At 70.5% G+C, this 12,905-nt stretch carries 10 protein-coding genes; 2 read left to right on the forward strand and 8 right to left on the reverse strand.

What is annotated here, in order from left to right; translation table 11 throughout:
* The 4 genes from ACFWI9_RS26560 to ACFWI9_RS26575 form a co-directional block, all read right to left on the reverse strand.
* Window positions 1-1,353: sugar ABC transporter permease (locus ACFWI9_RS26560; RefSeq protein WP_387165655.1), on the reverse strand; the 1,353-nt coding region annotated here is incomplete at its 3' end.
* Window positions 1,350-2,135, reverse strand: coding sequence for an ATP-binding cassette domain-containing protein (locus tag ACFWI9_RS26565; RefSeq protein WP_387165657.1), 786 nt, complete (start codon window positions 2,133-2,135; stop codon window positions 1,350-1,352). The genes ACFWI9_RS26565 and ACFWI9_RS26560, both read right to left, overlap by 4 nt.
* Window positions 2,136-2,170: 35 nt before the next feature.
* Complete coding sequence (locus ACFWI9_RS26570) at window positions 2,171-3,295, reverse strand: substrate-binding domain-containing protein (protein WP_387165659.1); 1,125 nt, start codon at window positions 3,293-3,295, stop codon at window positions 2,171-2,173.
* 245 nt (window positions 3,296-3,540) lie between these two features.
* The gene (locus ACFWI9_RS26575) at window positions 3,541-3,978 is read right to left on the reverse strand and encodes a hypothetical protein (RefSeq protein WP_387165661.1); all 438 of its coding nucleotides are present in this window, start codon (window positions 3,976-3,978) and stop codon (window positions 3,541-3,543) included.
* Window positions 3,979-4,323: 345 nt separating this feature from the next.
* Between ACFWI9_RS26575 and ACFWI9_RS26580 the strand changes: the two genes are divergently transcribed.
* Window positions 4,324-7,134 (forward strand): alpha/beta hydrolase family protein, encoded by a 2,811-nt coding sequence (locus ACFWI9_RS26580; protein ID WP_387165663.1) that lies wholly within the window; start codon window positions 4,324-4,326, stop codon window positions 7,132-7,134.
* Between the two features lie 103 nt (window positions 7,135-7,237).
* Here ACFWI9_RS26580 and ACFWI9_RS26585 read toward each other — a convergent pair whose 3' ends face one another.
* On the reverse strand, window positions 7,238-9,295 hold the full coding sequence (locus tag ACFWI9_RS26585; RefSeq protein ID WP_387165665.1) for a phosphocholine-specific phospholipase C: 2,058 nt from the start codon (window positions 9,293-9,295) through the stop codon (window positions 7,238-7,240).
* A gap of 224 nt (window positions 9,296-9,519) precedes the next feature.
* On the opposite strand from ACFWI9_RS26585, the gene ACFWI9_RS26590 reads away from it, so the two are divergent.
* Window positions 9,520-10,716 carry a PP2C family protein-serine/threonine phosphatase gene (locus tag ACFWI9_RS26590; RefSeq protein ID WP_387165667.1) on the forward strand — a complete coding sequence of 399 codons (1,197 nt, stop codon included), beginning with the start codon at window positions 9,520-9,522 and terminating at the stop codon, window positions 10,714-10,716.
* A gap of 61 nt (window positions 10,717-10,777) precedes the next feature.
* Here ACFWI9_RS26590 and ACFWI9_RS26595 read toward each other — a convergent pair whose 3' ends face one another.
* From ACFWI9_RS26595 to ACFWI9_RS26605, 3 genes are all read right to left on the reverse strand, one after another.
* Entirely contained in the window at window positions 10,778-11,506 is a 729-nt protein-coding gene (locus tag ACFWI9_RS26595; RefSeq protein WP_387165669.1) for a class I SAM-dependent methyltransferase, read from the reverse strand.
* A 128-nt stretch (window positions 11,507-11,634) separates the two neighbouring features.
* Window positions 11,635-12,099, reverse strand: coding sequence for an STAS domain-containing protein (locus ACFWI9_RS26600; protein ID WP_387165671.1), 465 nt, complete (start codon window positions 12,097-12,099; stop codon window positions 11,635-11,637).
* Window positions 12,100-12,218: 119 nt separating this feature from the next.
* Entirely contained in the window at window positions 12,219-12,725 is a 507-nt protein-coding gene (locus ACFWI9_RS26605; RefSeq protein ID WP_387165673.1) for an ATP-binding protein, read from the reverse strand.
* Window positions 12,726-12,905 lie beyond the last annotated feature (180 nt).

Below are 12,905 nucleotides of genomic sequence, written 5' to 3' on the forward strand. Positions count from 1 at the left end.
GCGGGGGGCCCCCCCCCCACCCCGCGGGGCGGGCCCCCCCCCCCGGGGGGGCCCCCCCCCCCCCCCCCCGGCGCGCCCCCCCCCCCCCCTGCCGTGGGCCTTCTGCGAGTGCCGCGACAGCGAGTCGAGAGTCACGGCGGCGAGCAGCACACCGCCCGTGATCACGTACTGCATCGGTGTCGGGATTCCGGCGAGGACCATGCCCGAGGCGATCGACTGGATGACGAGCATGCCCAGCAGCACCGACCAGGTGGTGCCACGGCCGCCGAACAGGCTGACGCCGCCGATCACGGCCGCCGCGATGGCGTTGATCAGCAGGATGCTGGAGCCCGAGGTCTGGCCCACCGCCGCGACCCGAGAGGCCAGGAACAGTCCGCCGATCGCGGCCATCGTGCCGGACACCATGAACGCCGAGATCCGCAGCCACACCACATTCAGCCCGGCGCGCCGCGCGGCCTCGGCTCCGCCGCCGATCGACACCAGCCGCCGGCCGTAGAACGTACGGCGCAGTACGAAGTCCAGGCCGACGACGAAGACGAGGAACACCAGCAGGGCGAGCGGCAGGCCCTCGAAGCGGTTCAGCACATAGGCCGCACCGAACGCCACCAGGGCCACCGCCGCTGTCCGTGCGGCGATCACACCGACCGGCCGGGACAGCACCCCCACGGCCCTGCGGCGGCGCGCGCCCTGGTACGACGCGAGGACGAACCCCGCCACGGCGAGCGTCGCGAGCCCGTAGGCGACGGCAGGATCCTGGAAGGTGTAGCTGGTCAGGGCGGAGATCACGCCCTGCTCCGGGAGGTTGATGGTGCCGCTCGCGCCGAGCGCGAACAGCATCAGGCCGTTCCAGGCCAGCAGCCCCGCCAGGGTGACGACAAACGCCGGTACCCCGATCCTGGCCGCGAAGAACCCCTGCACGGCCCCGATCGCCGCGCCGACGACAAGGGCCGCGAGGATCGCCAGCCACTCCGGCAGGCTGTGTTGCACGTTCAGTACGGCGAACACGGCAGCGGTGAGCCCGCTGACCGAGCCCACGGACAGGTCCACCTCGCCGAGCAGCAGGACGAAGACGATGCCCAGCGCGATCATGCCCGTGCCGACGATGTCGACGCTGAGGTTGGAGAGGTTGCGGGGCGACAGGAACTGCGGCTGGAGGCTCTGGAAGATGATCCAGATCACGATCACACCGGCGATGCCCGGGATCGGTCCCAGCTCCCCGCTGCGCAGCTTGCGGGCGAAGTGGTCGAGGTAGCTCCGGAAGCCTCCGTCGTCACCGGCCGCGCGGCGCCCGTTGGGGGATGTGGGGGAGGGCCTGGCGGAGCCGGGGTCCCCGGAGGGCTCTGGACTCTTCACCTGCCTCCTTCCGACGCCCGGGCATCCCGGTGGGTGACGGCGTTGTTGGTGGCGCCGGTGATGCAGGAGACGATCTGTTCCTGGGACGTGGTCGGTACGCTCAGAAAACCATTGTTGCGACCCAGGTGGAGCACCGCGACCTGGTCCGCGACGGCCTTGACGTCGCCCAGGTTGTGGCTGACCAGCAGTACGCCGATGCCGCGCTCCCGCAGCCGGTCGACGCGATCGAGGAAGTGGGCGGACTGCTGGACGCCCAGCGAGGCCGTCGGCTCGTCCAGGATCAGCAGCCTCGGTTCGCTGATCAGGGCGCGGGCGATCGCGACCGTCTTGCGCTGGCCCGCGGAGAGGGAGGCGACCGGTACGCGCACGCTGGGGATGCCGAGGGAGAGGGTGTCCAGCAGCTCCAGCTCGCAGGCCCGGCGCTCCATGGACACCTCATCGAGGATTCCGGTGCCGCCGAGCTCATGGCCGAGGAAGAGGTTGCCGACGACATCGAGGGTTTCGCAGAGGGCGAGGTCCTGATAGACGCTGGCGATGCCCAGACTCTGGGCATCGCGGGGTCGGGCGATCTTTACCGGGCGGCCGTCCCACTCGATGACTCCCTCGTCGGCCGGTTCGGCGCCGGTGATCACCTTGACCAGGGTGGACTTGCCCGCGCCGTTGTCTCCGACCAGCGCGACGACCTCGCCGGCGTGGATCTCCAGCTCGACGTCCGAGAGCGCCGCGACGGCGCCGAACCGCTTGCAGATCCCGCGCAGCGCCAGCAGCGGTGCGCTCCGCATGTCGGCACCTCCTTCGCCCGGCCAGCGCGTGGCCGTCACCCGATGAGCCCGGCCTCGCGGCAGGCGGCGCGGACGGCGGGAACGCAGATCTGGTCGACCGTGTACAGACCCTGCTCGACGACCATGTCCTTGACCGTGTCGGCCGTTACGGCGGCGAGCGGCCCGAGTACGGCGGGGATGTCCTCGTCGGTGCCGTTGCTGACGCGGTCCGTGGCGATGCCGTCGAGCTCCTCGCCACGTCCGAGCGCGATGGCCATCCTGGCCGCGGCGTCGGCCTCCGCCTCGAAGGACTTGTACACGGTGACGTACTGCTCGCCGTTGACGACGCGCCGGATGGCCGCCAGATCCGCATCCTGGCCGGTGACGGGCGGCAGCGGCGAGACGCCGGCCGCCTTGAGCGCGGCGATGCTGCTGCCGGCGAGCCCGTCGTTGGCCGACAGCACTCCGTCGATGTTTCCGGGCCCCAGCTCGGAGATGGCCGCCGACATGTTCTTGTACGCGTTCTCCGGGATCCAGCCCGCCGTGTAGTACGACTTGGCGACGTCGACCTTGCCTTTGAGGACGGCGAGCGCGCCGTCCATCAGGTCGCCGGTGTTGGGGTCGGTGGGGTCGCCGTTGATCATCACGATCCGCCCCCCGTCGGCTTTCGGCCCCATGGCCTTCAGTAGCTGCTCTGCCTGGATGCGCCCGATCTCCTTGGAGTCGTAGCTGGAGTAGGCCGTGATGGGACCTTCGGCGAGACGGTCGTAGGAGACCACGGGCACTTGCGCGTCGCGGGCCCTGGAGATCGAGGAGCTGAGGGCCTTGTGGTCCACCGGGTCGAGGATCAGGACCTTGGCCCCTTTCGCGATCATCGACTCCATCTGCTGCTGCTGAGTGGCCACATCCGCCGAGGCATGGGCGCTGATCACCCGGCAGTCAGGGCACAGCGCCTTGACTCTCTGCTCGATCAGGGGCTTGTCCTTGGTCGCCCAGCGGGCTGTGTGGGTGTCCGGGAAGAGCGCCCCGACGGTGAAGCCGCCCTCGGGTGCCCTGCCGGACTTGGCGGCGGGTGTGCCCGGTTCCTCCTGGGCGTCGCCGTTCGCCCCGCAGGCGGAGAGCACGGGGAGTACGGACAGGGCCACCGCCGCAGCGACAGCACGACCCGGATGGATCTTCATCCGAGGAGCCTCCCGCCACATCTGGATACCGATGCGGAGTGTGCCAATGGAATGCGAACTTTACTCAGTATATTCCACTATGTCGATAAATCGTTCTCCATGGCGAAGGGTCAGGTCGGGCGGGAGTCCCCGTCGGCGGAGTGCGGGCACCGTGGCAGTCGAGCCGCGCGACACCAGGCGCCACGCGCATACGGCACGGCCCGTCACTTCGTCGGTGGGTGACGGGCCGTGGGGTGCGGTGTGCCTCAGTCCCAGAGGGTGTAGGTCATCTGCTGCTGTGTGTTCGCGGGGCGGTCATCGGTGTAGGTGAGCTGCATCCGGGTGAAGTGCTTCAACTCGGGCTGCTCCGGCCAGGTCTCCGGCCGGTCGAGTTTCACGGTCACCGGGTAGGAGTGGAACTTCCCTGCCGCGCAGTAGGGCTGACAGTCGTTCACCATGTCGATCCCGCTGCCGACGGCGGAGTCCGGTCCCCAGGTGGTCCACTTCAGATCGACGAGCCGGTTGTTGCCGTCACCGCAGGCCAGGAGGAAGTCACCGGGGCGGGTCTGCGGATTGGAGAAGCAGTCGACGGCCACCAGGCGTGAGCTCGTGGGGTCAGCCGTGGCAGCCGTTGCCGGTACCACTGCTGTGAATACCGCGGCAGCACACAGCATGAGTGATGTCGTGAGCTTGTGATTCACCATTGCGGCTCCCCATGGGCGGCAGTCTTCAGGGTTGTTCCCGGATCGCGGTTGCTCCTGACTCGACGGTACGACCGCACCCCGGGACGCACCACCCAAACGGTCTATAAGCGCATGAACGAGGTCATCTCCCTCTGATTATGCATGGTCACCATCCGTATCGAACGGTGCGCCTACGGCGTGTACCGATGCGGACGCACGCGCGGGTCCGCGAGCCTGCGTCTCCGGCAGTTGCCCGGACATACCGGGGTCGCTTTTGCGACAACGTGCCCGTCAACAGGCAACCCGCCTCGCACAGTTGTCGTCCTCCGGGGCGCCCCGGCAGAACCGATGATGAGGAAGACCACGGTGATACGTGTCGTACGCGTGGTGGCCGCGGCGGGCGCGATATTCGCGCTCACCGCCGGGATACCGGGGCCGGCGCAGGCGCAGACGCCCGCCGGCTCCCGGGCGGAAGCGCCACCGGAGAGGGCGGACGGGAATCTGCCCAAGGGCTGGCGGTTCACCGGCACGGGTGCCGAGAGGCAAGTGGTCTGGACCTCATCCGAACGAGTACCCATGGGCGACGCGCGCGTCGAGTTCTACGCGGGGGACCGGCTGCTCGGCAGACCGGTGCCTGCCCGCGACGGGCGCTCGTTCACGCTGCGGCTCGGCGGCGCCCGGATCGACTCGCAGGCAGACCTGCGCGCGCTGGCCGGCGGCCGTCGGCTGGACGCCGCGGGCACTGCCTCCACCGCCCCCGCCCGGCGAAATCCCGTGCCCACCGCACCTGCGGCACCGCAGGGCGCCAAGCCTCCCGCGAACGCAGTGGACCCCGGACTGCCGGGTACGTACCGCACCGCGAGCGGCGAGTACGCCCTCAAGTCCGTGCGGCTGCCGGGCCTCCCCCAAACTGTCGAGATGCGTGCCACGGTGGTGGGGCCGGCCGACGCTCCCGGCAAGCGTCCCGTCGCGCTCTTCCTGCACGGCCGCCACTCCACCTGCTACGACGCCAAGGGTGAGGTGACCGGTGACTGGCCCTGCCCGGCCGGCACCAAGCCGATCCCCAGCCACCAAGGCTATCTGCGCGCCCAGAGACTGCTGGCCTCCCAGGGCTATGTGACGCTGTCCATCTCCGCCAACGGCATCAACGGGCAGGACTACCGTGCCGAAGACGGCGGTGCGCAGGCCCGCTCCTCACTGGTGCGACTGCACCTTGCCCGTTGGGCGGACTGGGCGGCCCGCCGATCCGCCGCACCGGCCGCGGCCCGCGCAGTGGCACCCGCCGACCTGTCCCGCGTCATGCTCGTCGGCCACTCGCGGGGCGGCGAAGGCGTCAACCGCGCCGCGCTCGACAGCCTCTCCCGGCCCCCCGCCGACCAGGACGGCCACCGGGGCCCGGTGCGCTGGACGATCCGCGGCAACGTCCTCATCGGCCCCACCATCTTCGGCCAGAACCCGGCCGCCGACGTGCCGTCCACCACCATCCTGCCGGGCTGTGACGGCGATGTCTCCGACCTCCAGGGCGAGATCTACGTTGACGGCACGCGCGGTGTCGGCAACGGCAGTGCGCTCCACAGCGCCGTGTACATGGTCGGCGCCAACCACAACTACTTCAACAGCGAGTGGACCCCCGGCCAGGCGCAGGCACCGGCCGAAGACGACTTCGGATACGGCGACGACACGCCCGACCCGGTGTGCACCCCGGGTGCCGAGACCCGACTGACGGCCACTCAGCAGCAGGCGGCGGGCGCCACCTACATCGCCGCGGCGGCCCGCCTGTTCGTCGCGGGCGACGACAAGGTGCTCCCACTCCTGGACGGCTCCGGCAGCCGTGCGCCGTCGGCCGACCCCGCGCGGGTCCTCACACATGCGGTCGGCGCCCACCGGACCGCCGCTTTCCTGCCCGGTTCGTCGACGACCGTCACCGGATCCGGACGGCTGTGCACACCGAGTGGCGCGGACCCGTCGGGGCGCAAGGGGTGCCTGTCGGCCGACGGGGGAGGCGCGTCACCGCACTTCGCGTCCTGGGACGTGCCGTCGGAGCCCGGACGCGAGGCGGTCGCCATGCGCTGGTCGAGCGCCGGTTCCACGGCTGCCGTGCGCCCCGCGAGCCCGGTCACCCTGGCGGGTGCCGACGCACTGGCGCTGCGCGTGATGGTGCCGCCCAACAGCAGCGGCACCCGACTGGAGGTGGCCGTGACCGACATCGAGGGCCGGCGGGCGACCCTCGGCCAGGCACGGATCGACGGCCTGCCCGGTAGCGAGCGGACGGTTTCCTACTGGGGGCGCGAGATCCGCGTACCGCTGGCGGCGGCGGCGATGGCCAAGCTCGACCTGAAGCACATCAGGACACTGGAACTGAAGTCCCGCAGCCGCTCCGGGCAGGCCTGGCTGATCGACGCATGGGGATGGCGCCCCGGCACACCCGCCGTGCGGGTCAGCGCGCTGCCCCGGGTGGACATCGGCCGGCTCACGGTCAAGGAAGGCGACTCCGGGATGCGCACCTACCGTGTCCCGGTCCATGTCTCAGGGCAGGGGAGCGGCACGATCCGGGTGTTCGTCCCCGACCCGGACACGGGCGAGTTCGCCCACCGCACGGTGACGGTACGCCCCGGAAGCCAGGACATCGGTGTGCCGTTCACGGTGCGCGGCAACACCCGCTACGGCTACGACCTCGAACAGAGCATGCTGGTGAAGGCGGTACGCGGCGCCCTGGTCGGCTCGTACCGGGGCGGAGTCACCGCGCGGAACGACGACCCGATGCCCCAGGTCACGGTGAAGCCGATCGCCGCCGACGTCACCGAGGGCAAGACCCTGACCTGGCGGATCTCACTGTCGGCGGTCGCTGACGCCGACATCCGGGGCGAGTTCCTCCTGCTGCCGGTGACCGAGGGCACGGAGCTGTCCACGACGGACGTCGACCCGCGCTGGCTCAGGGACACCGTCGGCGTCGACCCGCTGCCGTCCCGCCCGCTGTCCGTGATGTCCGACTTCAGTCCCTACCTGTCGGCCAGTGTGGAGGCGGGCAAGCTGAGCACCGAGGTGAAGCTGCCGACCGTCGAGGACGGGCTGCGCGAGCCGGCGGAGTCCCTCCGGGCCCAGGTCCTCACCTGGGGCCAGTCCTGGGATCCGGTTCCGGGGCCGGTGGTCACCGGCACGGTCCGGGACGCGTCATAGCGTCGTAGCGGTGCAGCGCCGGCCCGGCGCACTTGACGGAGACCGCGGTACCGGTCGCCCGCGGGGGACCGGTGCCGTCCGCTGCCCGCTTCTCGCCGGATCCTCAGACGGTCAGGATCCCAGGGTCCGAAAGACCCGGGGACCCCGTCTCGACATGACCCGCGAAGCGGCGCAGGAAGTCGGGCTGACCGGTGGCGGTGACCGTCACGTCGTACCAGTTGCGGCACCGGCTCAGATCGACACTGTGCCGCACCGTCGCACCCGGGCGCACCGTGAGGGTCCGGGCCGCGCCGCAGTAGGTGTTGACGACGGTGAGACGGGCGTCCGCGGCACCCGCGTTGGTGAGGCTCAGTTCGAGGCCGCCGGTGGCGGGGTCGTGCCGGGCGGTCACTTCGGGACCCGCGCTCTTGCCGGGATGGCGGAAGCGGCGCAGGAAGCCGTTCGGACCGTGCACGGTCAGGTCTGTGACGCCCTTCGAGTAGCGCGTGTTCCAGCTGTCGGCGATCGACTTTCCGGCTTCGGCCGTGTACGTCCAGGGCGCGTCGGCGCGGTTGGCGGAGGTCACGTAGAACTGCGCACCCGCGGTAGGTCCGCCGCTGAAGGTGAGCCGGAATGTGCCCGCGGCGGTGTCCGCGGCACCGTCCACATAGGGTGCGTACTTCAGCGGGCGGGTCGGCTTGCTGCCCCGCTCCTGGCGGGGCATGGCGCCGACAGCCGGAGGGGTGGGGCGGTAGTCGGTGTGGCGCTCACGGTCCGGCGGGAAGTAGGCGTCGGTCGGGGGGAGTCCGGCCGGTCGGGTCTCCGTACGCGCGAAGTCGAACGCGGACGTCAGGTCGCCGCAGACCGTGCGCCGCCAAGGGGAGATCTGGGGCTCACGGACCCCGAAGCGGCGCTCGATGAAGCGGATGACGGAGGTGTGGTCGAAGGTCTCGGAGCAGGTGAAGCCGCCGGTGCTCCAGGGGGAGACGACGAGCATCGGCACCCGGGGGCCGAGTCCGTACGGTCCGGCCGTGAAACCGGAGCCCCCGGGGTAGTAGTCGAGCGCCGTCGGGGCGGTCGAAAGACCTTGGGCGGGCCCGGACGGTGCGTACGGCGGCACGACATGGTCGAAGAATCCGTCGTTCTCGTCGTAGGTGATGAACAGGGCGGTGCGTGCCCATACATCGGGGTTCGAGGTCAGCGCGTCCAGTACCTGGGAGATGTACCAGGCGCCGTAGTTGGACGGCCAGTTGGAATGCTCGGAGAAGGCCTCGGGGGCGGCGATCCAGGAGACCTGGGGCAGGCGTCCCGCCTGGACGTCGGCGCGCAGGAGGTCGAAGTACCCGTCCCCGCTCCTGGCGTCCGTACCGGTGCGTGCCTTGTCGAACAGCGGGTCGCCCGGCCGGGCGTTGCGGTACGTGTCGAAGTACAGCAGGGAGTTGTCGCCGTAGTTGCCCCGGTAGGCGTCCTTGATCCAGCCCCAGGAGCCCGCGGCGTCGAGTCCGTCGCCGATGTCCTGGTAGATCTTCCAGGAGACCCCGGCCGCTTCGAGGCGCTCCGGGTACGTCGTCCAGCCGTAGCCGGCCTCGGCGTTGTTGAGCACCGGCCCGCCTCCGGCGCCGTCGTTGCCGGTGTGGCCGGTCCACAGGTAGTAGCGGTTGGGGTCCGTGGAGCCGATGACGGAGCAGTGGTACGCGTCGCAGAGGGTGAAGGCATCGGCGAGCGCGTAGTGGAAGGGGATGTCCTCGCGGGTCAGATAGGCCATGGTGGTGGCGGTCTTCGCGGGCACCCACTGGTCATAGCGGCCTTTGTTGAACGCCTTCTGGCCGCCCTCCCAGTCGTGGTTGAGCCCTTGGAGGAACTCCATACCGAGGTCGTCCGCCGGGGGCCGGAAGGGCAGGGTCGCTTTCGTGCCGTCCGACTGGTGCCAGACCGGCTTGCCGCTCGGCAGGGTGACCGGCCGGGGGTCACCGAAGCCGCGGACTCCCTTCAGCGCGCCGAAGTAGTGATCGAAAGAACGATTCTCCTGCATCAGCACCACGATGTGCTCGACATCCTGGATCGTGCCCGTGCCGCCCTGGGCGGGGATGGCGGCCGCTCGGGCGATGCTCTCGGACATCAGGGTGACGGCGGTGGCACCGCCGGCGAGCTGGAGGAAGCGGCGGCGGTTGAGATCGGCCATGGGTGGGTTGACCTCCGCTGGGGGTGAGGAGCTCGGCATGTGCGCCTCAAGGACAGCGGTCACGGGGCACTGGGATGCGGCCGCCGGATGAGCGGCGGGGGTACGGCGGGCGAATGCCTCGTGCGGTCCGCCGGGCGCTGCCCCCGGGCGCCGCGCCGGGCTGACCGTGGTGAGCCGACCGTGATGAGTGGAAGTGTGCGCTCGGAGAAGGCAGGCTGAATGGCATGCGGCCGGTCTTCCGCTCATCCGTGCGACCAGATGTGAGCGGTCGCCACCGGGTCTTCTGGGCGCTCGCGCAGTGCCTGCCCTTCGTGATCGCGGCCCTGGTGGTGGTCATCGAGCTCACACCGCTGCACTTCATGTACACGGGACCGCTGCTGACAGCGACGCCGGCACTGGCGGCGGTGACGATGGGTCCCAAGGGGACCATCGCGGCAGCGGCCTTCGCCCTGCTCATCAGCGTGATCACCGCCACCTACAACCAGGCATGGGGCACCCAGCAGGTCTATACCAACCTGCTGGCCCTGCTGCTGGTGTCCGCCGCGAGCATCACCACCAGTAGGGCGGCGCGTACGCGCCGAAAGAACGAGCTCAACCAGATCCGCAGGATCGCCGCCGCCGCGCAGGAGGTGCTGCTGCGACCGGTGCCCGCCCGGATCGGCCCGGTGCGCGCGGGCAGCATGTACCTCGCCGCCGAGACGGGCGCCCAGATCGGCGGCGATCTCTACGAAGCCATCCAGACCCGGTACGGGGTAAGGCTCATCGTCGGTGATGTCCGAGGCAAGGGCCTTCCCGCGGTACGCGCCGCCGCGGCCGTGCTGGGCGCTTTCCGGGAGGCGGTCCACTACCACGAGGGCCTGGTGGACGTCATGGACCAGTGCGCGGCGGCCCTGGAGCGCGAACGCCGGTCGCCGGGCGCGACCCCGGAGGACCGGGTGGAGGGGTTCGTCACGGCGCTGGTCGTCCAGGTCCCGCAGGAGCCGGTGGTCGAGGTCGTCAACCGCGGCCATCCGCCCCCTTTGATGCTGCACCAGGGCAGGGCGGAAGCCCTGACGCCGGGGTGCCCGCTGCCACCACTGGGCCTTGAGGAACTCATGACCGATCCACCGGAAGGCAAGGTGGACCGCTATCCCTTCGTCCCCGGTGACCGCCTGCTGCTGCACACCGACGGTGTGATCGAGGCCCGCAACAGCGACGACGACTTCTTCGTGCTGCCCGATGCCATGGAAGCGGTGCGCGGCAGCACGCCTGTCGAGTTCCTGGACGAGCTCCACCAGGAACTGGTGTGGCACACCGCGGGCAGTCTCGCCGACGACGTCGCGATGGTGATCATCGAGAGGGCCGAGCGGGCCGAGGCGGATGACGAGGGCGGCGCCGGTCGCAACGGAGACGGTCCCGCCCCGCCCGCCGCACCGCCGTGACCCGCCCGTGGGCGAAGCCGTGCCATCGGCCCTCCCGTGTGCCCCACATCACTGGTGTTGCTCAGTCCTTCCGGAACAGCGCCGTCCACAGGAAGGGCTCGCCGAAGCAGCGCGACCCGGCGGGCTCGTCCCGCATACGGCGCAGTTCCACCTCGGCCAGCGTGGAGAAGATCTCGCGCAGGGATCGCGGCGTGTACGCGAGGCCGCCGTGTAGACGGGACTGGCGGTAGAAGTCCGCGTCCGGCAGCTCGGAGCCCATCGCCCCGGCCGCGAAGCAGGTCAGTGCGAAATACCCCCCGGGCGCGAGTACCTCGTCCAGCAGGGCCAGATAGCTGAGACGGCGATGGGGCGCGAGGTGGTGGAAGCAGCCCGAGTCGTACACCAGGTCATACGGACCGCCCCAGCCGGAACCGATCAGGTCGAAGGCACTGCCGCGGCGGAACCTGACATCCACTCCCGCGCTCTGCGCCCGCTCATCGGCCCAGGCGATCGCGGTGGGCGAGATGTCGACGGCGTCCACCTGGAATCCCAGCGAGGCCAGATGGATCGCGTTGCGTCCCGGGCCGCAGCCCAGGTCGAGGGCGCGGCCCGGGACGATCAGACCCCGGTCGAGGTACGAGACAAGGCTCTCGTCCGGTTTGGCGACGAAGAAGGGCACCGGCTTGGAGCGGTCCGCGTAGAAGTCGTCCCACCAGGTGGAAGCGCGGTCTGTCCAACGGTCCGCGTCGGCTGCGAACAGTCCGTCCAGCAGGTCGAGCACATCGTCGATCGTGCGTATGTTGCGGTCCATGAGAATCCCCTTTCCCGCCGGGGATCTTAGGTACGGGAAAGGCGAAAGACCAGCTCAGACACTATGCGGCATGCCTGTGTACGGGCGCGGGCCGGACGCTCGCGCCCCGGCCGGACCCGGGGGTGTGATCATGCTCGAACGTCGGCTGACGCGGCCTCCGAAGGCCGCCTCGAGAGCCTTCCGGGAGACTGCCGCCCCGTTTTTCCGGCCGGGGTCGACCGACCGGACTCATATGCCCGGACGGCGTTCAGGGCGGCGTCGGTATCGGCGTGTACAGGCGTGGTGAGGCTGAGACCCGTGATGTCGAGGAGCTTGCGTACCAGGGTTGTCGGAGCCGCGAGATGCACGTCGCCACCCGCTCCCCTGGCCTCCCGGGTGGTCCTGATCAGGACGTTCAGCCCCGAGGAGTCCATGAAGTCCAGGGTGGAGAGCTCCAGCACGAGATGCCGGCGGCCGTGCAGGAACTGATTGGCGAGGTGGTGGTGGAGCAGGGTTGCCGTGTCCACGTCCAGCTCGCCCCGGATCCGGACGATCGCCGTGACGGCGTCGTGGACTGCGACTTCGACGTCCAGGTTCTGTTCTCGCTGGGACATGAGCCTCCGCTTTCGCATCGTTCGATTCCGCGTCCCGCACGCCGTTCACACGGGAGCGACCGATGGTCGGCGTCTGCCCGGGTTCGGCTCCCGTACACCCGCAGAGTGCGCGTTCGCGGTCATATCAAGCCCACCAGGACCTGGATGGTCTTGCCGCCGGCCAGCGGAGTGATGGTGATGTCCCGGCACAGCCGCTGGACCAGGCGCCAACCATGGCCACCCGGATGCGCGCCGAAAGTGTCGTCCGCGCGGGCCACGGTTGCGGGCCGGACCCGGCTGCGGTCGGTCACCTGGAGGCGCAGGCCCTCCCGGGTGACACGTGCGGCGAACGAGGCCACACCGCCGCCGTGCCGGATCGCGTTGGTCACCAGCTCGGAGGTCACCAGGAGCGCGTCGGCGAGCCGGGCCTCCTCGATGGCCCCGGCCGGTTCCTTCGACCGGGCCGACTCAGCGGAGCTGCCCGCCCCGCCGTCCGACCCGCCCGCGCCTGGAGCTTCGTGGGGCCGACCGCAGGCCGAACCCCCGTGCAGCAGCCGACGCACCGTGTCCCGTGCTTCGGCCGCGCTCTCGGGGCGGGACCAGTCGGCCGTCCCCACCCCGGCTGCGGTGATCTCATCAGTGCTCATATGCCCGTTCTCCCCGTTCGGCCTCACGGAGTCCCCTTGGAGCCCTTGTGCCCCATGCGGCGGCCGGCACACCGGCCTGCCGCACGCCGATGTCGACATGCCCGTGGGGGCGCCCGGGCGCCCCCCCGGCGGGGGGCCCGGGGACCCCGGGGGGCGGGGGGGGGGGCGCGGGGGGCCGGC

Source organism: Streptomyces sp. NPDC127084, from assembly GCF_042724175.1.
Taxonomy (GTDB): Bacteria; Actinomycetota; Actinomycetes; order Streptomycetales; family Streptomycetaceae; genus Streptomyces.

Excerpts from the sequence above, each read along its gene's own strand:
- ACFWI9_RS26565 (WP_387165657.1), bottom strand. The coding sequence starts at position 2,135 with ATGCGGAGCGCACCGCTGCTGGCGCTGCGCGGGATCTGCAAGCGGTTC.
- ACFWI9_RS26570 (WP_387165659.1), bottom strand. The coding sequence starts at position 3,295 with ATGAAGATCCATCCGGGTCGTGCTGTCGCTGCGGCGGTGGCCCTGTCC.
- ACFWI9_RS26575 (WP_387165661.1), bottom strand. The coding sequence starts at position 3,978 with ATGGTGAATCACAAGCTCACGACATCACTCATGCTGTGTGCTGCCGCG.
- ACFWI9_RS26585 (WP_387165665.1), bottom strand. The coding sequence starts at position 9,295 with ATGGCCGATCTCAACCGCCGCCGCTTCCTCCAGCTCGCCGGCGGTGCC.
- ACFWI9_RS26590 (WP_387165667.1), top strand. The coding sequence starts at position 9,520 with ATGCGGCCGGTCTTCCGCTCATCCGTGCGACCAGATGTGAGCGGTCGC.
- ACFWI9_RS26595 (WP_387165669.1), bottom strand. The coding sequence starts at position 11,506 with ATGGACCGCAACATACGCACGATCGACGATGTGCTCGACCTGCTGGAC.
- ACFWI9_RS26600 (WP_387165671.1), bottom strand. The coding sequence starts at position 12,099 with ATGTCCCAGCGAGAACAGAACCTGGACGTCGAAGTCGCAGTCCACGAC.
- ACFWI9_RS26605 (WP_387165673.1), bottom strand. The coding sequence starts at position 12,725 with ATGAGCACTGATGAGATCACCGCAGCCGGGGTGGGGACGGCCGACTGG.